Source organism: Burkholderia sp. 28_3 (assembly GCF_003253915.1).
Classification (GTDB): Bacteria; Pseudomonadota; Gammaproteobacteria; order Burkholderiales; family Burkholderiaceae; genus Burkholderia; species Burkholderia cenocepacia.
The window spans coordinates 16952-35288 of the sequence record NZ_QKZF01000003.1 but is presented as its reverse complement, the minus strand read 5'-3'; the positions used below and the strand labels follow the sequence as shown (position 1 = coordinate 35288).

Below are 18337 nucleotides of genomic sequence, written 5' to 3'. Positions count from 1 at the left end.
CGGCTTTTCGCGGCTCGGTGCTACGATGTTGCTCCGATTTTTGCCGTGTAGCACTGGGGACCATGGGAACGATCACGCCGAGAAAACGTAAGGATGGAAGTATAGGGTACACCGCCCAGATTCGCCGAAAAGAGAACGGGAAGGTCGTCTACACCGAAGCGGAGACATTCGACCGGGAGGCGGCTGCGCGAGCCTGGATGGAAAAGCGCGAGAAGGCGCTGAAGGCGCCCGGCGCATTGGAGTCGGCCAAGCAGGAAGACCCACCGCTGGCGGACGCGATTGACCGGTATGTGAGAGAGGACAAGAAAGGGATCGGCCGAACCAAGGCGCAGGTGCTGAACTCGATCAAGGCCGCGCCGATCGGCGGCCGGAAATGCTCGGCGCTGAAAAGCCCCGACTATGTCGATTTCGCGCGCAGCTTGAATGTGCAGCCTCAGACGGTCAGCAATTACATCTCGCATCTGGCGGCCGTCGTGCGCATCGCGCGGCCGGCATGGGGCTATCCGCTCGACGAGAAGGAGCTGGATGACGCAATGGTCGTCCTACGACGGCTCGGCATGACCGACCGCTCGCGCAGCCGCGACCGCCGGCCGACGCCGGATGAGCTCAATCGGATCCTCGATTACTACACCGAGATGCAGGAGCGCGGCCGCGCTACGATCCCGATGCGCGAGATCATCGTCTATGCGATGTTCTCGACGCGCCGGCAGGAGGAAATCACGCGGATTCGGATCGAGGACTTCGAGGGCGATAGGCAGCTAGTGCGCGATATGAAGCATCCGGGCCAGAAAAAGGGAAACGACACGTGGTGCGATGTGCCGCCTGAGGCCGCGCGGATCGTAGAAGCCGTGCGCCCTACATCCGGCCCGATCTTCCCTTACAACGCCGGCTCGATCAGCGATAGCTTCGCGGCCGCCTGCACCTTTCTCGAGATCGAAGACTTGAGATTTCACGACTTGCGCCACGAAGGCACATCGCGGCTTTTCGAGATGGGCTGGAACATTCCGCACGTGGCAGCCGTGACCGGACACCGTAGTTGGATCTCGCTCAAGCGCTACACACATTTGCGTCACAGCGGCGACCGGTGGGCCGGCTGGAAGTGGCTGGACATTCTGGCGCCTAAGCGGGAGTCGTGACCGTCAGCGCCGCAATCACCCGCGCGATCGCATGGTCAGCAATGTTCGGGAACGGCAGCGACGCCCGGCCGACCTGCCGGATCGGGCCGGCATGCTCCCAGTCGATCGGCAGGTCCGGCACAATGTCGTTCCCGTTCTTGAACAGGTTCAGCGGCACCGCGGCGAGCACCGCGGCGACGCTCCCGTTTGTGCTCACCCTTGGCGGCTCGAAGCCGTAGACGGCCGCCGGCGGGTTGCCGCCGACCACCATCGCCGCAGCCGCCATGATCGCGATCGCGGCGCCGAGCGAATGCCCGACGAGCGTCACCGGCCGGCCGTCGATCGCGGCGAGCACGTCGACGGCGATCGCGCCCCACGCCTTCCAGAAACCGTGATGCACCTGCCCGATGCCGATGACATCGATCGGATGGGCGTCGAGATCGGCCGCGACACAGTCGAGGTTGTCGGTGCCCGGGAACGCGACGACCAGGCCGGCAGCCGTCAGCCGCACGATCGCGCGCGAGGCGCTGTCCGCCTTGCCGATGTCCGGCTTCGCGGAATACGCCTCCTGCGCGAGCAGCGCGTAGTCGCGCGGGGTCATTGCAGCGGCGCGCCCGCGAGCGGCGTCGACGCGGCGGCCGGCGGCGTTGCCGTCGGCGTGCCATAGACCGTCAGCCAGTTCGACAGGGCGATCGACGCGGCGCCGAGCGCGAGGCGAATCGATGCCTGTGCGGCGGGATCGATGGGCAGCATGCCAACCAGACCGATCGCCTGCGGGATCAGCGTGTTCACGAGCGATTGAGCGCTCGTCGGATCGAGTGCCTTCGCGGCCGCGCAGATCTCGCCGTTGTCCGCGGCGAGCTGCTTCAGATTCGCGTCGTTCGGCAACGACGCGCTCAGGTCGAGCAGCGTCGGCTGCACGACTGCGCAGGCTTGCGCGACCTGCACCTTGGCGTTCGCCGCCAAATCAGCGAGCTTCTGCTGTTGGGCCGTCGTGCACCCGGCCGCGACGATGAGGACGGACGCAACGATGCCTGCCGCAAGCGGCATGAGCTTCTTCATGGGGGTTCCTTCGGGAGTGGTGCCGCGGCGCGCGGCGGGAGGGGGTTACTGCTGGGCGCCCTTCGCGGCCGCGCGCGCGACGAGCGCGTTGTAGGCAGCGTGCAGGCCGGCAACGATTAGCGTCGCGACGAGCGACGATGCGCTGGTCGGTACGGCGCCATGGAAGCCGCCGAGCGCCCAGTCGACGGTCGGGATGAGGTCGGTGACGCCGAGCGTGATGCCGCCGCTGACGAGGCTGGATTTCATGGGCATGGCTACTCCTTGTGGTCTTGGACGAGCTCGTCCGGGGTGAAGACGAACCCGGCCTTGCGCGGGAACGCCTGGAACACGAAGGTCGGGAACGACCGGTGATGGATGCCGTGCGTCGGCGAGCGGTGGAACTTCGCCGACAGCGGAAGCATGTTCGTCATCGCATCGACGAAGGTTTCAGGCTTCGCCGGATCGAACGCATGCCAGTCGAAGCCACGCAGCTCGACGAGCTTGCAGACGAGCCAGAGGAACGATTCCTCGACCGGATACAGCTCCTTCGTCGGCTGATCGGTCGCCGGGTCGAGCACCGGCAGCTCCTTCACCTCGCCCAGCGCCACGCCGCGCACAACCGCCCAGTCGATCGCATCCGAATCCGCCCACTCGCAGAACAGGTGGTGATACTCGGGCGCCGGCTGGCCGCTAATCGCGCAGCGCAGGCCGGCCGCGTGGCCTTCCTTTTTCGTGCGCCGGAACGTTGCCGACTCGGTGCGCGGCGGGTGATCCGGGTAGTACTCGATCTCGACGTCGGTCACGCGTACGGCGTGCTCGCCGGCGATCTTCGGCAGGCTGGCGAGGCCCTCGGCCGTGCACTTCTCGCAGCGCTTCTCGAGCGCAACGTCATGGCTGCATCGGGTCATGTCTGGTCCGGAAATGAAAAAGCCCGGCGCGCGGCCGGGCTGGATTGAGAAATTTCGAAAAATCGAAAACTGGCGCGTCAGGCCACGCCGAGTGCCTTCTTGCAGGAACCCCAGAGCGCCAGCCGGTCGGGCATACCGTTCGGCGTGGCCGCCGAGCGCGGATTGCCGAGGTTGATCGCGCGGCTGATAGCCAGGAAGTCGCCGGCATCGGCGAACGCGCTCAGTGCGCGATCCGCCCAGAACTGCGCCGAAGCTTCAGCGGCCACGCTGGGCTGCGTGATCTGGTCGGGGTTGGCCTCGAGGTTGATGCCGATCTTCTGGCCCATCACGCGGAAGTTGTAGCGCCCGGTAATCTGCAGCAGGCCGCCGCCGCGGTACCGGAAGCCGTCGCCCGCCTGCGTGTTGCCCAGCTCAGCGGCCTTCGCGGCCGGTGGTTCATACGCGCGCTGCGCGGCCGTCGGCCCCCAGATCTCGCGGAGCCACTGGAAGCCGCCCGTCTCATGGCCGCACTGCGCCAGAAAAGCAGCCTGCCGCGCCGGCGAATCGATCGCGTACAGCGCCATCGCTGCCGACAGTGGGTCGGCCCACGGCGTCGCGCGCGCGAGCGGAATCTGCAGCGCGGCGACAAGAGTTTGTGGTGTCATGGTCACCCCAGAAGCAGCTTCACGACCGCGCTCGCCCAATCGGGGATGGGTTCGTGTCGTATATAGCGAAAGACGATCACGCCGACCGTGCCGAACGCGATCGTCGGGCCGGCGACGTGCCGGACAAGGAAACGCCACGCATCAGCAAGACGGCACAACGCGCGCACTGCGCGCGCCCCTCCCTCCCATGTGTCGACCATCGACTGTGTGTTCGTCTGGATCAGCGATACCGAGGCCACGATGGCGTCGATCTTCTCGTCCTGCCGCTGCAGGTGCGCCTTTACCGCTGCGTCGCTCGCGTCAATTCGCTGCTCAAGTTTCGAGAAGCGGCGGTCACCCGCGCGCAGCCGTTCCTCGACGCGCGCCGGCGCCGATGCGTTGTCGGTCATTCATCCCCCGGAAATGAAAAAGCCGCCCGTAGGCGGCTGTGCTTGGTCGATCAGCTTCCCGCGCAGAGAAACTGCACGGAGTCGGTTCCGGTACCCGTGAACGTGATCGACGTGCCGGAGCCCTGGCTGACCTTCACCGCATTCGCGGTGGTCGTATCGTTCGCGGTGCAGGTATAGGTCGACGAGGACGAGAATGCCGCCGATCCGCTGAGCGTGACCGTCGCCGAGCCAGACGACAGCGCGACGGTGCCTTGAACCATATGTGGCGCATTTACCCCTGCTCCGCTGACACTGAAAAGGGGCATTGTTCCAGTACCAATCGACGAAAGATTGCCTGCCGGAGACAAGCTACCGATCAAGGTCTTTGTCGTACCGTTCCATGTGTACCAGCTAAACCCGCCGGTAGTCCCTGCGCCCTTCGCATTGATAAAGTCCGTTTCCCCCTGTGCACCAGACGCATTCCATCCAAGGATGCTTGCGCCATTGACAGTTCCATCGCCCGGAATTGCTCCCGATGCAATGTTGCCCAGCAAGTAACCGTTCGTACCTGCCGTCACTTGGATATTTGAGCCCAGGCTTCCCGATGTCGAATAATTCACGACGTCAGTGTTAGCGGCTATCGCTGCTGCGTTCGGATTGAGGACCGCAGTGTTCCCGCTATAAGCATTCCCAGACACCTTAATGTCCGAGAAATTGCTCGTCGTGTTCGCACCGACTGCGGGACCTCGATTACCGTGAAAGACAGACCTGGAAATATTGATTCCGGTCGTAACATCGCCCACATTCGCGCCAGTGGTATCAAGCATCACTCCTGCACCGGCAACTGTTGCCCCGTTATTCTCGAACGTGTCGGAAACGTTCATGAACATCGGCGGCGCACCTGCGCTGACCGCATTGTTATTTACGATGTACATGCCGTATCCAGGAGTCGTACCGGACCCGGGATTATCGTGCCAGCGATTCCCAGAAAAACTGTAATTGCTGCCGGTAGTGACGTACGCACCGGTATTGAAATTTGATGCGTCGAAGCCGGTCAAAGTAACGCCATTGGTCGCTGTAAATGGCACTCCAGTATTGTTGTTGCTCGCATTCGGAGGATCAACAATCACGCTGAAACACTTGATACCCGGCGAAGACGACGAAATGGTTGTCCCGTTCCCTGATCCAACCGCATGGAATCCATTGATACGGACGTTCTGCAGATATGCTACATCCATGCATTGACCGCCGGCGTCTAACGTCTGATTCTCGATGACGCCGTTCACCCACCAGTCGCCCGCGATAGCCGCTCCGGCCCCGCTATAGTCTCCGGTGTAGTGAATGCTTCGGATAGCAAAGTTTACTCCGCTGGAAATCGTGATCCCGACGTTTTCCTGACTCGCATTCAGGCCGGCGCGATTTCCCTGAATCGTCAGCCCGGAGACCACAAAATTGCTGTCCTTATCGAAATGAAACGCCGATACCGGTGTTGGACCGGCAATGCTGTTGGAGATCGTGATAGTTGCCCCATAGCCGTCGATCTCGAAGTTGCTCTGCGATTGCACCAGCACTGCCGGCGGATCGAATGCGCAGCATGGCGCGGTCTGGGTGGATGCGAAAAGATACGTGCCAGGCGGCACTAGGACACGCCGATTGCTACTGATGGCAGATCGGAAGGCTGGCGCGCTGTCTGCTACTCCGGTCGGGTCCGCCCCGAAATCGAGTACGCTGACCGTTTCTGCGAACTTGCTTTGATAGCTCCGTGCAATGCTCCCCGTCGCCGACGATTTGTACTGCAACTGATTCGCAGCGCCCAGCGCTGAATTTGCGCCGGTACCTCCGGACGTCACTGGAATGGGCGCTCCGGTCACCGACAGGCTCGGCACGCTCAGCGGTCCAGCAAGCGAGCCTCCTGAGATTGGCAAGACGCTTGCGAACGCGCTATTCAGTTGTACGGCCGACAGCACCTGCCCCGGAATGAAGTTCACCTGCGCATAAGCAGGCATCGTCAGGAGGAGGGCAACGCTCAACATGCCGATGAAGATTTTGCGGATAATTTTCATTGGTCTTTTACCAGACGACAGCTTGAACTGCAGCGACCGTGGTCGCAGCTCCGATTTTCGCCTTGAGCGCTTGCCGGTGCTGGAAGGCTGTCCAACCCTGAGCGAGCATGGCTTGATATAGCCCCTGAAGATCGGCGAGCGTGAATGGAACCTGAGTGTTGTCGGACGATACCCAGTAGAAGCCCGTTGGCACCGAACCAGAGATTGCGTAACCCTGCGTTGTCTGCATGAGCACCTTCTGACTGCCGGCATCAGCCTGGAAGGTCTTGGTCACGCCGCCAGCAGTCTTGAACGACACAGGCTGGATGATCGCGTTCTGATAGGCGGAATCGAGGAGTGCGTACTGGTCCGCCTGCACTTGAGCCAGGACAGGGCCGGTCGGCGCCGATACCACGCCGTTTATACACGGCCAACCAACAGCCACGCCTGAGACGCTCGTCACATCGACAAATTCAGCAACGAGTTGCTCCGGGAAGCGAGTCGAGATCGGAACTTCATTTCCCGAGCTATCGAATACCGGTTCGATGATCTCCGCGACCTTGCCGTTCTGGATCCATGCGTAGATCGACATATTTTCGCCCTCTTATGCTAATTCATAGACGATGATGGCGCCCGCCAATCCGCCGGCACCCGTGACAGCAACGTTGCTCACACTTGCATCGGTGCAGCAGCCACCAGCCCCGGCTCCAAATCCTTGGCCTTGAACTGCATTCGCAGCAGCACCCAGAGATGCACCGCCATTACCGAGTGGATTCGATCCGCCGGCTCCGCCCAAAATACCGGTGTTTGTACTGATGCCTGGCGTCCCCTGACCACCCGAGATCGCAAGCAACGTTCCGGAGGACAGCGCCGAGGCTGAGCCCGCCGATGCTTCCGCGGTGATTGCAGTCGGATAGGTGGCATGGCTCAACGCGGACAACGCCGCAACAGCTAGGCCGCCACCGCACGACATGAAGACTCCGAATGAGGTCGTGCCACCATTCGACCCGATGCCGCCTCCGTTCCCAACAGTTATCGGGATGCCCCCAGTGAAACCACTGGTCAGCAGAAACTTGGCATATGCACCAGATCCGCCGCCTGCCGATAGCGAGTAATTCCCGGGTCCCGGAGCGGCCAGGCTGTTCGAACCCGCTCCCCCGCCGACCATCTCGACGATGATCTTGTTCGTGCCCACCGTCGAGACATAAGTGCCACTGGAAGTGAACACGCGGACATTCAGCAATCGCCCCGATGCTGCCGTTTGGGAAACGGCAGAGATCGCAGCGGTAAGGTTCGCAAGAAGCGTTTCCGTAGTACCGTCGTCAACGGCAGGTTGCCCCGTCTGAGCGACGATGAACCGTGCGAGCACCGCCGACATGATGCTGCTCTGCCGCCACACCTTGTTCAGTGCAGCGGACTGAGCGGTCCCGGCTTGAAAGCCCGTTCCGAGGGCCGTCATCGAGGCATAGGCGGCCTGAGACAAGACATTTGCGCCCGCCCCAACCGCGAAGGCAAGGAAGTCGTTTTCGACTGACATTCGAACTCCGGGATATGTGACGCCGCCGCGCGAATATCGACGGCAAAGGAAGATGGTTAAGCGAGGACTGAACTGTCGAGCGTGAACGTATAGTCAAGCTCGTTAGGGAGGGCTAGAGCCGATACACCCCACGAACCTGAATCGAAGCCCGCGATGAGCTCGTTGCTGACGTCGAAGCCGAACAATGGAGCGCCTTGTACCGAAGTCACGACGTAGTTGACGTGCACGGCCTCAGGCTTGATCGACAACAGCCCGTTGTTCAACAGCGCGATGTATAGCGCCGTCGGCTGAGCACCTGCGATGCCGATCGTGATCGACATGTCGCAGTTGTCCTGGATGAAAACGAGTGATCCGGGTGGCGCCAGCGCATCCAAGATCGCCTGCGCGCCCGCCGGCGTGCCGTCCCAATGATTGGCCGCGATCTTCGTGCGCAGAACGGCGAGATACGTTTCATCGTCGAGCGATGTAAGACCGGTATCGGGATCGTACGGGCCTTTCCACACCCCCTGATCGAATCCTAGGCCATCGACGTCGAGTGAGAAGTAGACGCCCGTCAGCGGCGTCGCAACCTCGCGACTTCGACCTATCCACTGGCCGAGAACATCGAGCTGCACGCCGACGGCGTCGTCCAGATCGAATGCTGCCGTGATGCCCTGCAGCACGTTGATCTGGTCGACAACCGGTTGCGTCAGCGCCGCCACGACCGCCATGTAGCGTGGCTGCGGTTGATGCTCCGACGTGATCAGTTTCGAGTAGTCGTCGAGCGTAGCCATATCAACCCGTGGTGATCGTCACCTGAGACGGCGTGCACACCGCCTGCTCATTGAATAGCAATGACACATCCGGCGCGCCAGCGCCGCGCGGCCCAGTCAGCACCAGATTCTTGATCTTGAAGGTGCTGGATCCCGGAACTGATTTCGCCGCGGTGATACACGAATCCCATTCAACGCACTGAGCAGCACCACCGCCGATCGAAACGCTGTTGATGTAGTCGGCGATAGCTTGCTGCATGGCCTGCCCGATCGCATTCGTATATCCCGGCAGCACGCTGATGGTCACCACGGCATTGATCCCAGCATCGGTCGGACGATAAAAATTGATCGTGACCGGAATGCCCTTGCTGCTGACCACAACGATGCTGGTGGTTCCGTTGGTCCCACTGCCGGGTGTCTTCTTGACCGCGATCGCATTGGCGATCGCCGACACGTCGCCGCCCTCCACTACCAGCGCGATCGAGTGCGGAGGCAACCCATTCGCATCGGTGAGCGACGTATCGTTTTCGTACGCCGCATATTTCGCGACGCCTGGAAGGTTCGCTACCGCGCCTACGATCCCGTCTAGAACGGTCTGCGACGGAAGAGCGGTCGACACGGACTGGCGCTGCCTGAGCGCGGCATCAGTTTCGACCGGCGCGCCGACGGCGGCGTCGGCCGGGTTCGTCACCGTCTGCCAGCCGCGCGTCGGCGTGCCGATCTGGTCGATCGTGCCGGCCAGCGCTGCGATCGCACCGATCGTCGTGCACGTCGCCGTCACCGTGATCTCGCCGGCCGCCGGAATCGTGACCGTGGCCGGGAGCGCCCACTGATAGTTGTTGCCGTCCTTCGCAATCCCGTTCGAGATTGTCGTCCCCGCCTGCCCGACGATCAGCAGGTCTGCCGTCGAGTACGACGCGACCTGCCGTGCGATGCCGTTGATCTTCACGTTGCTGGACAGACCGGCGCCGACCGCCTTCGACGGGCTGAACGAGTTATAGACACCGATGCAGACCGAGTTCACGTCCGCGATCGCCTGCGCGAACACGGCGAGCAGCTGCCCGTCCTGGCTGTCCGGATCGATATAGACGTCCGTCCCATAGATCGCCTGGTACTTCGCCTGGAAGTACGCGTAGATGTCCGCATAGGTCGGCGCGGTGATACCGCTCGCGCTGATGGTCGGCGCGACAGTGGTGAGCGTCGTCGTCACAGGGTGGTCTCAATGGTAGTGGTGCCGTAGAGCGTCGTGATCGTTGCGGTGACGGTCAGCTTGCGGGTAGTGCTATCGAGCGAGCTCGCGTACGCGGTGATCTCGGTGACGCCGGTCGTGCCGAGGATGCACGCGCGGATCGCCGCGTCGGCGGTGCCCTGCGTGTTCTTGCCGATCACGTCGGTTTCCCACGGCATGCCGACGGTCGTGTCGAGGAACCACTCTCCGCGCAGCAGGCGCAGGCGCGTGATCACCGCCTGCGCGACGGCGTCCGGCGAGTTCACGAGAAAGTCGTTCGCCGACCCGCCGAAGACGTAGTCGCCGTCGGCGTCGAGTTTTCGGTATCGCATGGGTGTCTCAGTTGACGTTGCCGCTGTTGCCCGGGCCCGGCTGAACGCCGTTGTGGGTGTGCGTGTCGTCTATCCGCTTCCCGTTGGCAGTCAGCGTGCCAAGGAAGTTGATCGTGCCAGTGATCACTGCGGCCGCGCCGCTAACCGCGCTGCCGATCATCCCGCCGAGGAACGAGAACAGCCCCTGCACGATCACCGCGCCGCTGAAGCCGGACTGCGGCGCGTTCACGGTCAGCGAGGTCGAGGCAGTAAGCACCTGCGTCGGCGCGATCACCTCGAAGCCGCCGGGCGCGACGATCTTCACCTTCTGGGTGCTCGGGTTCAGGTCGAAGAAGGTCGAGCCGTCATCGCTGCGCAGCTGAGCAGACGTGGTGCTGACTCCCGGGAGCGCACGCGGGCGCGAGCGCACGCCAACCAGCGCGAACCCGTCAGCGAGCGAATGCGTCCGCGACTCGGCCTGCTCCTGCACACCACCCGACTGCCACCAGGCGTCGATACAGCGCGACGCGAACACCACCAGGCATTCGTCGCCGGCGGCGATCGGGAACGTCGCCGTCACGCCGCCGCCACCCTGCCATACAACGGGGCAGTCGGTCAGCAGCGGGAATAGCGACGTGCTGATGGTGCCGTCCTCGTTTCGGATCGAGTCTTTCGTGCCCGGCTGCACGGATACCATCATCGCGACGGGGTCGAACGATTCCACCGTTCCAGGAAGCGCCGTCCAGACTTCGGTTAATCTTGCACCGATGGCATGCTTCAACGCCTCCAAATCGTCGTCGGTTCGTTCGCGTCTATCCATGGGGAATCACAATGAAGAAAATCGTTTTGCTGGCGATGCTGGTATCCGTAACTGCATCAGCCCGCGAGGCATATATCCAGCTTCCGTGGGATACGGAGGTTGGCGCAGTTGTGGAAGTGAAATACGGAGAGATTCTCTATACAAAGGAAAAATGCACACTTCCCTTGGTTCACGCAAAAACAATGCGCCGCTACGAATATCTCGGGGGTGCTGAGCACGACATCGGGTGTTGGGCTAACACATTGAGCGGAAGGGCTTTGATCGTGACATCGGACGGCGAGACCAGCGACAGCACCGTACCCACCCTCTTCCTCGTTGATATTCGCCCGGACAATTCCGCGAAGGTTCTAGCAAAGCCAACACTGAAAAGGTACTAACCAAATCTTTTTATTGCATCTTCTGGAGCAACACGCAGATTGTTGGTAATCGATTTGGCGATCGATGTAGCGTCAGCAGCCAAACATAGGGCATCGCTATACCAATCGTTCCCGCGCGTGTCACCGCGATGATTTACCGACATCAGATAGTAGAAGCCATCCGAATCGATCTTGTTTTCTAACTGCGCTCGTGTTTGAGCTGGCTGGTCGTTGATGTTCAGGCTGTACTGATACTGCTGAATACTGGCATTGTTGAGGTGCACCAGACCGCCGATCTTCAGGCTCGGGTTCAGTAGCGTCTGGAAGCTGATGCCGTTGATCATCTGCACCGGCCAGCCCACCATGCCGGTCTTCGAGTTGATCTCGGGGATGTCGTACGGCGCGTACGACGTTTCCGGGATCATGATCACCTTGCCGTCCTGGATGCTCCAAACTGTTTGCGTCGCGCGCGCGACACCGCGCAACACGTCCCGCGCCAAGCTGAAAATCGGTTTCCCGCGCGGCAATGGGTTGCTCGGCAGCGGCGCGATGTATCCTGCCGTGACGCCATACGGCGCCATCGCTTGCAGCGCAACATTGACCTGATCCTGATAGGTCGAACCGGCCGCGAGCGTCTGGATCACCTTCGCGAAGCAGTAGGCAGAATCACCGTCAGCCGCGAGCACGTTCAGGAACGTGTCGGTCGGGTTGTCGCGGCCACGCCATACCTGCTTGATCTGTCCGTCGAAGATGATCGAGAAGTTGCCAGGGTAGCCGGCCTGGATCACCACGCGCGTGAACTCCTTCTCGACGCGCTTCGACGTGTTGTCGGAAAGGTTGTAGATCTGGACGAGCGCGGAATTCGGCGTTTCCCGATCGCCGCGCTTGATGTCGAATTTGACTCGCAGGTCCGAGAAGTCGAGCGCATCGCCCGCGTCCTGACCGATGATGAGCGAAAACTTCCGTCCGAACTGTTCAGCCATCAGTCTGTCACCCAGAAAACGTGCGATCCGATGCCGAGATCGTCGAATGTCGGGACATCGTCAGGGCTCGCCGCGCCCTGCACCCATAGACGGCCACCAAAACCGAGGTATGCATACTGTCCGAGTAGATCGGTTCCGGTCACCAGCGGAATGCCGCTAACCAGCGCATTACCGCTCGCGTCAGCGACGTCGAGGATCCAGCCGGTTCCCCCGGCTTCGCGGTACTGGACCGTCATCTGATAGTCGATACCGCTCAGCGTCATCGTGAACGTCTGCGGATCCGGAGTCAGCGGAATTTCGAGATAGGTCGTCATCAGTTCACCATGAACCGGCGGGAACCGATCCTCCCGGCGCCGGCGTTGCCGGTGCGGCGGATTTCACTCCGGCATTCTGCGTCTCGGCCGTGGCCGCGGGGTTCGCCTGGTTCTCGCGCGGCGGCAGCTTCGTCGCCTGCGTGCTCACGATGGTCACCTGCTTCAATGTCGCAGTGACCATCAGCGCAGCACTCGACTTCCGATCGGTGACGGTCGACAGGCCTTGAATCAGCATGTTCGAGTACTTCCGGCGCGTCGTGACGACGTCAAACCGTTCGCGACTCGCCTGCAGCTTCAACAGCTGGCTGTAGATCGCGTCGACGTACGTGCCGGTCGCCATCGTGTTCGCGCCCGTCGGATCGAACGAGACGACCGCCGCGCCGAGCAGCGCCGAGTAGTCGGAATTGCTCCAGCCGCATTTGATGATGAGCTCGCGCGGCCGCATGTACGCATGGTCGTTGATCGGGGCGCCGTCCTCGACCGGCTGCTCGGTGATCATGAGGTTGTCGCTGTACACCTCCTCGACAATGGCCGAGATCGTGATGCTGCCGATCTTCTTGCTGCCGACCAGCGTGACATCGAGGATGTCAGAGATGCTCGTCATCCTCCCAGCCCCCCTGCATATCGGATCGTCTCGTTCGCTACGTTCTGCTGCTCGCGCGCCACCGACCGAGCTGTAGCATCAGGGTCGGCGCTGCCCCGCACCTCGATCCTTACATCCTGCTTTACTTCGATGTGCGTCTGGCGATCGCGATCGACGGGCGAAAGCGGCGTCCACTGCGAACCCTGCAGCATGTCACCCATGATCTTCTTCAGCTTGCTTCCATACTTCGGATCGGTCGCATACACACCGGTCAGCGCGTCTGCGAAAGCGAACGGATCATCGAGATGCGTGCGTGCCTTCGAATACGGCTTTCCCTTCGCGAGCAAGTTTGCGTGCGCGGTGAACGCGTCGGCCATCGAGTCGTAGTCCGCGAAACGTTGGACCATCCGAACACGCTTCCCGTTGATCACCTCATGGGTAACCACATCGGTGCCGGCCTCACCCTTCCGCGCCTTGATGCCGAAGGGATTGTTCTTCCCCGACATCTTTTTGCCCCAGCCACTTTCCTGCACCCATTGCGCGAACGTGACGAGCGCAGGAATTCCCGACCGAGCCTCCGACTCCTTCGATGCCGCGATCGCATCTGCAATACGCTGCGCGACGTTGTTCGGCGGCGCACTCGCAGCGGCCGGCTGCCCCGCGGCTACCGGTGGTGATGCGCGTTGCGCCGGCGCAGGGGATGCCGGCACAGCCGACGGAGCTGCAGCGGCCGCTGGCTTTGCGTCTGGCGTCGGCGCATCAATCGTCGGCCCGAGCGCCTGCCGCCGCTTCAGCTCTTCGCCCTCGCCCTGGTTCAGGCCCTCGCTATGGAACAGCAATCCGAGTGCGCCGGCCCGTCCGAGAAGACGGCCACCCCACGGCAACAAGCGGGAAAGCAAACCAGCGCGCCCCGCGGCAGCGGCGCCGGCGGCGGCAGCACCCGCGCCCGTCGCCCCGGCCCCTGCGGCCGCAGTTGCAGCCGTCTCAGCGGCGGCGGCTGCTGCTGTCGTGGCGGCCTTCTCGACACCCACGCCAAGCGCTCTGCCAACTGCCGCTTGCACGGCCTTTTGCGCGCCCATGTACGTAAGCAGGCCACCGCCGAGCGCGGCGCCAGTCTCGATACCGAAGGTGCCGACGGTGCCGAACGTCCCTTCCAAGCCGCTCTGCATGTGGCGCAGCGCGCTCATCAGGCTGTGGCCGCCGTTGTTCGCCGTATCGACGCCGCTTTTTACGTAGTCGCCCTTCGCCCGGTCGTACGACTGCTGGTATGCCTCATCGCGCATGCCCAGCATGTAGTTTTCGTCGATGCCGAGCTGCTGCGCATACTGGGCACCGAACCACGCCGGCTTCTTCGCCATCGCCTTGCCGATGTCGTTGACGATGTCGACGGTGTCGCGAAGCTGCCCATTCGCGTCGCGCGTCTGCACGCCCAGCGAGCCGATGTAGCTCTCGCCGGACGGATTGTTGCGCATGAACCTCGCGACATTCTCGATGCTGCTCTGCGCCTGGTCGGCGGACACGCCCACGTCCTGCGCCGCGTTGGCCACTGCCTTCAGGCTGCTTGCGGCGGAATTGGTCCGACGAGCGGCGAAGTGCAAGTTCTCCAGCTTCTGAGCAAAGTCGACCGTGCGCGCTGCCACGAAGGCCGTAGCGCCGACGAAGGCAGCAGCCATCGTGACTGCCGACTTGCCGGCCTTGACCTGCGCCTTGTCGAGCTCTTCGGTCTTCTTCGTCGCCCCCTCGACGCCGTCCCGGAATTTCTTCTCCTGATCGACGTCGATCTTGAAGCCCAACGCGACGAGGAATTCGCGGATGACGGACGATTCAGCCATGCTTCTGTTCCTGTCTGCGGCGCGCGGCCGCTTCGTTGTCCGCTCGGACGGCGAGGGAATCGTTCATCAACGCGACGTCAGCCAGGTCAAGCGTGCCATCCTTCAGCGACTCGAACCGGCACATCTGCGCGTGAACCGGCGCGAGCAGCCAGTCCTCGCCGCCCGGAAGGGTCTTCACCCAGCTGGTGTCGCCTCGCTCGGGCTGCTCGCCAGACCGGTAAGCAGCCCTTGAATAAAAGGTCCGAGGTTCTCCATGATCACGTAGCCGGTGAGCGTCAGCATCGTGCCCATGTCGATGTCATCGAACATGCACACGTCCTGCGTCGGCGACCAGACTCTGGCCCAGACAGCGCCGTGATGTCGCTCGACGACGCGCATGCACGCGCCGACGACATATTCCGCGTCGTCGTCTTTCATCCGCGACAGCGCATCCATCACCGGCTCGATCGACGTCGCGAGCAGCTTCAGATTCTTCGTGAGCGGCACGTCGGACGTCTGCATGTCGAGATATGACCGGATCAGCGGCGGCAACACGGTCGCGATGCGACGGCTCACATGGAACTGTTGCATGGCGCTCATCTTGCCGAGCTGGTACCGCTGACCTCCGACTTCCTTTTCAGTCGCCATGGTCAGTAAGTCCCGAGCAGACTGTCGATCTTGATCGAATCGAAGATCCACTCGACGATGTCGCCGTCCTTCGCATAGCGCAGGTCCGGCGCCTTCTTGAACGCGCAGCTACGCGCGGTGATGACGTCGCCGGCCGCCGTCTGCGAGACCTCGATCAGGTTCTTGCCCCAGAGGGCGCTCGACAGCGACTGCGCGTCGTACATCGCCATCAGCTTGGCGTTGACAGGCGCGGTCTTCAAGTAGCGCAGCGTCACCTGCCCGGACTTGTCGGCGTGCAGGGAGTGCATGCCCTCGCCGTCCGAGCCGATGGTCATCGTGTTCTTGTCGCCGGCGCGCGCGATCACGATGCCTTCCTCGGCAGTGGCCTCGCCATAGCCGAGCGAGAACACGCCCGTCGGCCCGATGATCGTCGCCGTAACGTCCACAAAGCTGTAGGTGCTCATGGTGGTTTTTCTTCCTTTTACCGGTTGACGGTGAGTGCGATGTCGACGTCGCCGATTGCGCCCGCCTCCTTCGCCGCGACCTGGAACGACACGGACTTGCGCGCCTCGCGATCAGCCTGCGACTGCGACGAGATCGGCGGGGTGTACACGTAGTAGCCTTTCGACAGCGTCTGCCCCTGCACGATGGCGCCGAAGCCGGCCGAGTTCCACACCCCCGGCGCGAGGTAGCCGTTCGTCACGGCCTGGTCGCACACCGACGAGATCGCGCCAGCGATTAGCGCGTTGCCGGCGTCCGTCTGCGGGATCTTCGTGGGGCTCTGGTACTGCAGGTTGTAGACCGCCGTCTGCACCGCGTTCTTGAACCAGATCGCGTTGTAGATCGAATCCACGAAGATGCCGCTCGGCGTGACGCCGTACTGCACGATCGAGGTGTTGTTTTGGTACGCCGCGAAGACGTTGCAGTTCTTCGCCTGCAGCGCGTTGGCCTGCGACGTCGACAGCGTTTCGGCGACGATGCCCGGCTCCTGCTTGTAGTCCATCGTGATCGTCGTGCTGTTGCCGTTGAAATCGACGGTCAGCAGACGGCCGAGGAACGAGCTGATCGCATACGGGCTCGCGCTCGAGTACTGGATCACCGAATACTGGTAGTTGAGCGCCTTCAGGCGGCTCGCCAGATCGGTCGTCACGGTCGAGTCGAGCGCCTGCGGGTTCTGGGTCGTGATCCCGTAGATGTGCGCCTGGTCAGCCTCGATCATCGCCGCAACCGCAACATGCTGGTCGTCCGTCACCGCGGTGTCCGCGAACTCGATCCCGAGGAACTTGTTCGCGAAGCGGTCGAGGAAGATCGCGACCGCGTCCGTCGGCTGCTCGGCCGAGATCCCGTTCACCGGTGCCGATGCGAGCGCGCTCGTCAGGCCGAGCATCGCCGAAACGTCGGTGCCAGAACCGGGCGCGGTCGCGTAGCTGACCGTCGAGGCGGCGACGCCGCCGGCGAGCGTGGCGCCCGACAGCGTGATGGCGCTGCTCGACTTCGCGAGCGTGATCGCGTTGCCGGCGGTCCCCACGGCGATCGCCGTCACCGTCGTGACGGCGCCGGCCGTCGCGTAGCTGCATTGCGACAGGTTGGCGTCAGCCGAAGCGGCGAGGAACGCCTGCAGGTTGGCCGCCGTGGCCGCCGCGCTGGCGCCGATCAGCACCTGGCTGCCGGTCGGCGCGGACGCGACGAACGTCACGGCGGTGCCGTTGATGGTGACCGTATCGTTCGCGGCCGGGTTCGCCGTGAGCGTGATCGTGCCGCTCGCGGCCGCGCCGATCCCGCTCGACTTGCTCGTCACCTGGAACTGACTGCCAGTCCACACGACCGTCGCGTACGACGCGAGCGCCGCCTGCACGATCGAGGCCACGCCGTTCAGGTTCGAGGCCGACGAGAAGTTGAGCGCGGACACGTTGCGCGCGGTGCCGTCGATCGTGATGTTGAACGCGCCGTTCGTGATCGCCTGCCACTGCGCGAGTGCCTGCTGCGCCGCCGACAGCACGCCGCCGCGCAGCGAGCCCGACGTCGCCGTCTTCGCCCAGCGACCGATGCATACGCTCTGCGGCTTCGGCGTCTGGCCGAAGTACAGCGCAGCAGCGAGGTATTCCGGCGATGCGGTGCCGTAATCGGCGGCCACGTCGGTAATCCCGGCATACGGGCGCATCCGTTCGTTCGTGTCGATCACCGTCGATGCGCCCAGAATGAGCGCGGTGTTCAGGTTCGCGCCCTGCGCCGCGAGCGCCGCGAGGCTGAGCGTCACGTTGATGCGACGCGATACCGGCAGTCCGTTGGACATGCTGATCCCCTACAGGTTGACGTTTATGGTGGATGTGACCGGCGGCGACGCGTCTGTCGTCGTCGACGCCTGCACGGACTTCAGGTTCAGGACCGCGTAGGTGCGCGTGACCTTGCGGCGCAGCTTCACGGTTATGTCGTACCGCCGCACCCATTGCTGGTTGACCAGGTCCGGCGCCGCCCGAATCTCGGAGACGCTGACGAAGGCCATGTCGAGCAGCTGGAGCTGCTCCCGGTTCTGCGGCAGCGCCAGGCCGTCGGCGAGGCGCTGCGCGTAGCCCTTGGCCGCCGGCCCGTAGAACGTGCAGAGCACATCGAGATCCTGATGGCGGATGTACGTGTCGCTGCCCTCGTTCGCGCCGTTATGCACGATCGCCGGACTCGCGTCAGGCGTCTGCGTCTGGATTCCGAAGGCGCACCAGTTGACGCCCGGCTCGGGCTGCTTCGCGACGACCGGCTGCCAGCGCGGCCGCACGAGGTCCGGCGCCAGCGCCGTGACGCCCGCGACCAGGTCGTGCACAAGGTCGTCGAGAGCATCGTCCTCGTCCGGCGGCGTATCGACGGCTGGCGCCAGGTATCCGCCGGTCGAGCTGTCGGTCATGGGG

General features: G+C 63.0%; 24 protein-coding genes. 2 read left to right on the top strand and 22 right to left on the bottom strand.

What is annotated here, in order from left to right:
- The first annotated feature begins 62 nt into the window (after nucleotides 1–62).
- Entirely contained in the window at nucleotides 63–1136 is a 1074-nt protein-coding gene (locus DFS13_RS08170) for a tyrosine-type recombinase/integrase (RefSeq protein ID WP_111441591.1), read from the top strand.
- Here DFS13_RS08170 and DFS13_RS08165 read toward each other — a convergent pair.
- The 13 genes from DFS13_RS08165 to DFS13_RS08110 form a co-directional block, all read right to left on the bottom strand.
- A complete protein-coding gene (locus DFS13_RS08165; protein ID WP_111441590.1) occupies nucleotides 1120–1716 on the bottom strand; it encodes an alpha/beta fold hydrolase in 597 nt (198 codons plus the stop codon). The two genes, DFS13_RS08170 and DFS13_RS08165, sit on opposite strands and share 17 nt — an antisense overlap.
- Nucleotides 1713–2177, bottom strand: coding sequence for a hypothetical protein (locus DFS13_RS08160; RefSeq protein ID WP_111441589.1), 465 nt, complete (start codon nucleotides 2175–2177; stop codon nucleotides 1713–1715). The genes DFS13_RS08165 and DFS13_RS08160 overlap by 4 nt, the downstream gene beginning before the upstream one ends.
- Before the next feature lie 45 nt (nucleotides 2178–2222).
- The gene (locus DFS13_RS08155; protein WP_069705179.1) at nucleotides 2223–2429 is read right to left on the bottom strand and encodes a hypothetical protein; all 207 of its coding nucleotides are present in this window, start codon (nucleotides 2427–2429) and stop codon (nucleotides 2223–2225) included.
- 2 nt (nucleotides 2430–2431) lie between these two features.
- On the bottom strand, nucleotides 2432–3064 hold the full coding sequence (locus DFS13_RS08150; RefSeq protein ID WP_111441588.1) for a hypothetical protein: 633 nt from the start codon (nucleotides 3062–3064) through the stop codon (nucleotides 2432–2434).
- 77 nt (nucleotides 3065–3141) lie between these two features.
- Nucleotides 3142–3708, bottom strand: coding sequence for a glycoside hydrolase family 19 protein (locus tag DFS13_RS08145; RefSeq protein WP_249206014.1), 567 nt, complete (start codon nucleotides 3706–3708; stop codon nucleotides 3142–3144).
- 2 nt (nucleotides 3709–3710) lie between these two features.
- Nucleotides 3711–4097 (bottom strand): hypothetical protein, encoded by a 387-nt coding sequence (locus DFS13_RS40780; RefSeq protein ID WP_242460806.1) that lies wholly within the window; start codon nucleotides 4095–4097, stop codon nucleotides 3711–3713.
- 50 nt (nucleotides 4098–4147) lie between these two features.
- Complete coding sequence (locus DFS13_RS40235; protein WP_181461607.1) at nucleotides 4148–6139, bottom strand: glycosyl hydrolase family 28-related protein; 1992 nt, start codon at nucleotides 6137–6139, stop codon at nucleotides 4148–4150.
- Nucleotides 6140–6146: 7 nt separating this feature from the next.
- Nucleotides 6147–6710 carry a DUF4376 domain-containing protein gene (locus tag DFS13_RS08135; RefSeq protein WP_111441586.1) on the bottom strand — a complete coding sequence of 188 codons (564 nt, stop codon included), beginning with the start codon at nucleotides 6708–6710 and terminating at the stop codon, nucleotides 6147–6149.
- 12 nt (nucleotides 6711–6722) lie between these two features.
- Nucleotides 6723–7655: a hypothetical protein gene (locus DFS13_RS40775; protein WP_249206010.1), complete on the bottom strand. Its 933-nt coding sequence runs from the start codon at nucleotides 7653–7655 to the stop codon at nucleotides 6723–6725.
- 56 nt (nucleotides 7656–7711) lie between these two features.
- Nucleotides 7712–8428 carry a DUF2612 domain-containing protein gene (locus DFS13_RS08125; protein WP_111441585.1) on the bottom strand — a complete coding sequence of 239 codons (717 nt, stop codon included), beginning with the start codon at nucleotides 8426–8428 and terminating at the stop codon, nucleotides 7712–7714.
- A 1-nt stretch (nucleotide 8429) separates the two neighbouring features.
- On the bottom strand, nucleotides 8430–9617 hold the full coding sequence (locus tag DFS13_RS08120; RefSeq protein ID WP_111441584.1) for a baseplate J/gp47 family protein: 1188 nt from the start codon (nucleotides 9615–9617) through the stop codon (nucleotides 8430–8432).
- Nucleotides 9614–9967, bottom strand: a complete 354-nt coding sequence (locus DFS13_RS08115) for a hypothetical protein (RefSeq protein WP_111441583.1) — start codon at nucleotides 9965–9967, stop codon at nucleotides 9614–9616. The genes DFS13_RS08120 and DFS13_RS08115 overlap by 4 nt, the downstream gene beginning before the upstream one ends.
- Before the next feature lie 7 nt (nucleotides 9968–9974).
- Nucleotides 9975–10766: a Gp138 family membrane-puncturing spike protein gene (locus tag DFS13_RS08110; RefSeq protein WP_111441582.1), complete on the bottom strand. Its 792-nt coding sequence runs from the start codon at nucleotides 10764–10766 to the stop codon at nucleotides 9975–9977.
- A gap of 11 nt (nucleotides 10767–10777) precedes the next feature.
- On the opposite strand from DFS13_RS08110, the gene DFS13_RS39790 reads away from it, so the two are divergent.
- Nucleotides 10778–11143 (top strand): hypothetical protein, encoded by a 366-nt coding sequence (locus DFS13_RS39790; RefSeq protein WP_111966233.1) that lies wholly within the window; start codon nucleotides 10778–10780, stop codon nucleotides 11141–11143.
- Here the strand turns inward: DFS13_RS39790 and DFS13_RS08100 are convergent.
- The 9 genes from DFS13_RS08100 to DFS13_RS08060 are packed head-to-tail and all read right to left on the bottom strand — an operon-like array spanning nucleotide 11140 to nucleotide 18333.
- Complete coding sequence (locus tag DFS13_RS08100; RefSeq protein ID WP_111441580.1) at nucleotides 11140–12105, bottom strand: phage protein; 966 nt, start codon at nucleotides 12103–12105, stop codon at nucleotides 11140–11142. The genes DFS13_RS39790 and DFS13_RS08100 overlap by 4 nt on opposite strands.
- Nucleotides 12105–12419, bottom strand: a complete 315-nt coding sequence (locus tag DFS13_RS08095) for a phage baseplate plug protein (RefSeq protein ID WP_111441579.1) — start codon at nucleotides 12417–12419, stop codon at nucleotides 12105–12107. Before DFS13_RS08095 ends, DFS13_RS08100 begins: the two co-directional genes overlap by 1 nt.
- A gap of 4 nt (nucleotides 12420–12423) precedes the next feature.
- Nucleotides 12424–13023 (bottom strand): phage baseplate protein, encoded by a 600-nt coding sequence (locus tag DFS13_RS08090; protein WP_111441578.1) that lies wholly within the window; start codon nucleotides 13021–13023, stop codon nucleotides 12424–12426.
- Complete coding sequence (locus DFS13_RS08085; protein ID WP_111441577.1) at nucleotides 13020–14834, bottom strand: glycoside hydrolase family 73 protein; 1815 nt, start codon at nucleotides 14832–14834, stop codon at nucleotides 13020–13022. Before DFS13_RS08085 ends, DFS13_RS08090 begins: the two co-directional genes overlap by 4 nt.
- Nucleotides 14827–15012: a DUF6889 family protein gene (locus DFS13_RS08080; protein WP_111441576.1), complete on the bottom strand. Its 186-nt coding sequence runs from the start codon at nucleotides 15010–15012 to the stop codon at nucleotides 14827–14829. The genes DFS13_RS08085 and DFS13_RS08080 overlap by 8 nt, the downstream gene beginning before the upstream one ends.
- Nucleotides 15009–15461, bottom strand: a complete 453-nt coding sequence (locus DFS13_RS08075) for a phage tail assembly chaperone (protein ID WP_111441575.1) — start codon at nucleotides 15459–15461, stop codon at nucleotides 15009–15011. Before DFS13_RS08075 ends, DFS13_RS08080 begins: the two co-directional genes overlap by 4 nt.
- A 2-nt stretch (nucleotides 15462–15463) precedes the next feature.
- Nucleotides 15464–15904 carry a phage protein gene (locus DFS13_RS08070; protein WP_006488900.1) on the bottom strand — a complete coding sequence of 147 codons (441 nt, stop codon included), beginning with the start codon at nucleotides 15902–15904 and terminating at the stop codon, nucleotides 15464–15466.
- A gap of 17 nt (nucleotides 15905–15921) precedes the next feature.
- The gene (locus DFS13_RS08065; protein ID WP_111441574.1) at nucleotides 15922–17733 is read right to left on the bottom strand and encodes a DUF3383 domain-containing protein; all 1812 of its coding nucleotides are present in this window, start codon (nucleotides 17731–17733) and stop codon (nucleotides 15922–15924) included.
- A gap of 9 nt (nucleotides 17734–17742) precedes the next feature.
- The gene (locus DFS13_RS08060) at nucleotides 17743–18333 is read right to left on the bottom strand and encodes an LIC_12616 family protein (RefSeq protein WP_111441573.1); all 591 of its coding nucleotides are present in this window, start codon (nucleotides 18331–18333) and stop codon (nucleotides 17743–17745) included.
- Between the last annotated feature and the right edge of the window lie 4 nt (nucleotides 18334–18337).

Coding starts and splice junctions, on each gene's coding strand:
- DFS13_RS08170 (WP_111441591.1), top strand. CDS start 63: ATGGGAACGATCACGCCGAGAAAACGTAAGGATGGAAGTATAGGGTAC.
- DFS13_RS08165 (WP_111441590.1), bottom strand. CDS start 1,716: ATGACCCCGCGCGACTACGCGCTGCTCGCGCAGGAGGCGTATTCCGCG.
- DFS13_RS08160 (WP_111441589.1), bottom strand. CDS start 2,177: ATGAAGAAGCTCATGCCGCTTGCGGCAGGCATCGTTGCGTCCGTCCTC.
- DFS13_RS08155 (WP_069705179.1), bottom strand. CDS start 2,429: ATGCCCATGAAATCCAGCCTCGTCAGCGGCGGCATCACGCTCGGCGTC.
- DFS13_RS08150 (WP_111441588.1), bottom strand. CDS start 3,064: ATGACCCGATGCAGCCATGACGTTGCGCTCGAGAAGCGCTGCGAGAAG.
- DFS13_RS08145 (WP_249206014.1), bottom strand. CDS start 3,708: ATGACACCACAAACTCTTGTCGCCGCGCTGCAGATTCCGCTCGCGCGC.
- DFS13_RS40780 (WP_242460806.1), bottom strand. CDS start 4,097: ATGACCGACAACGCATCGGCGCCGGCGCGCGTCGAGGAACGGCTGCGC.
- DFS13_RS40235 (WP_181461607.1), bottom strand. CDS start 6,139: ATGAAAATTATCCGCAAAATCTTCATCGGCATGTTGAGCGTTGCCCTC.
- DFS13_RS08135 (WP_111441586.1), bottom strand. CDS start 6,710: ATGTCGATCTACGCATGGATCCAGAACGGCAAGGTCGCGGAGATCATC.
- DFS13_RS40775 (WP_249206010.1), bottom strand. CDS start 7,655: ATGTCAGTCGAAAACGACTTCCTTGCCTTCGCGGTTGGGGCGGGCGCA.
- DFS13_RS08125 (WP_111441585.1), bottom strand. CDS start 8,428: ATGGCTACGCTCGACGACTACTCGAAACTGATCACGTCGGAGCATCAA.
- DFS13_RS08115 (WP_111441583.1), bottom strand. CDS start 9,967: ATGCGATACCGAAAACTCGACGCCGACGGCGACTACGTCTTCGGCGGG.
- DFS13_RS08110 (WP_111441582.1), bottom strand. CDS start 10,766: ATGGATAGACGCGAACGAACCGACGACGATTTGGAGGCGTTGAAGCAT.
- DFS13_RS39790 (WP_111966233.1), top strand. CDS start 10,778: ATGAAGAAAATCGTTTTGCTGGCGATGCTGGTATCCGTAACTGCATCA.
- DFS13_RS08100 (WP_111441580.1), bottom strand. CDS start 12,105: ATGGCTGAACAGTTCGGACGGAAGTTTTCGCTCATCATCGGTCAGGAC.
- DFS13_RS08095 (WP_111441579.1), bottom strand. CDS start 12,419: ATGACGACCTATCTCGAAATTCCGCTGACTCCGGATCCGCAGACGTTC.
- DFS13_RS08090 (WP_111441578.1), bottom strand. CDS start 13,023: ATGACGAGCATCTCTGACATCCTCGATGTCACGCTGGTCGGCAGCAAG.
- DFS13_RS08085 (WP_111441577.1), bottom strand. CDS start 14,834: ATGGCTGAATCGTCCGTCATCCGCGAATTCCTCGTCGCGTTGGGCTTC.
- DFS13_RS08075 (WP_111441575.1), bottom strand. CDS start 15,461: ATGGCGACTGAAAAGGAAGTCGGAGGTCAGCGGTACCAGCTCGGCAAG.
- DFS13_RS08070 (WP_006488900.1), bottom strand. CDS start 15,904: ATGAGCACCTACAGCTTTGTGGACGTTACGGCGACGATCATCGGGCCG.
- DFS13_RS08065 (WP_111441574.1), bottom strand. CDS start 17,733: ATGTCCAACGGACTGCCGGTATCGCGTCGCATCAACGTGACGCTCAGC.
- DFS13_RS08060 (WP_111441573.1), bottom strand. CDS start 18,333: ATGACCGACAGCTCGACCGGCGGATACCTGGCGCCAGCCGTCGATACG.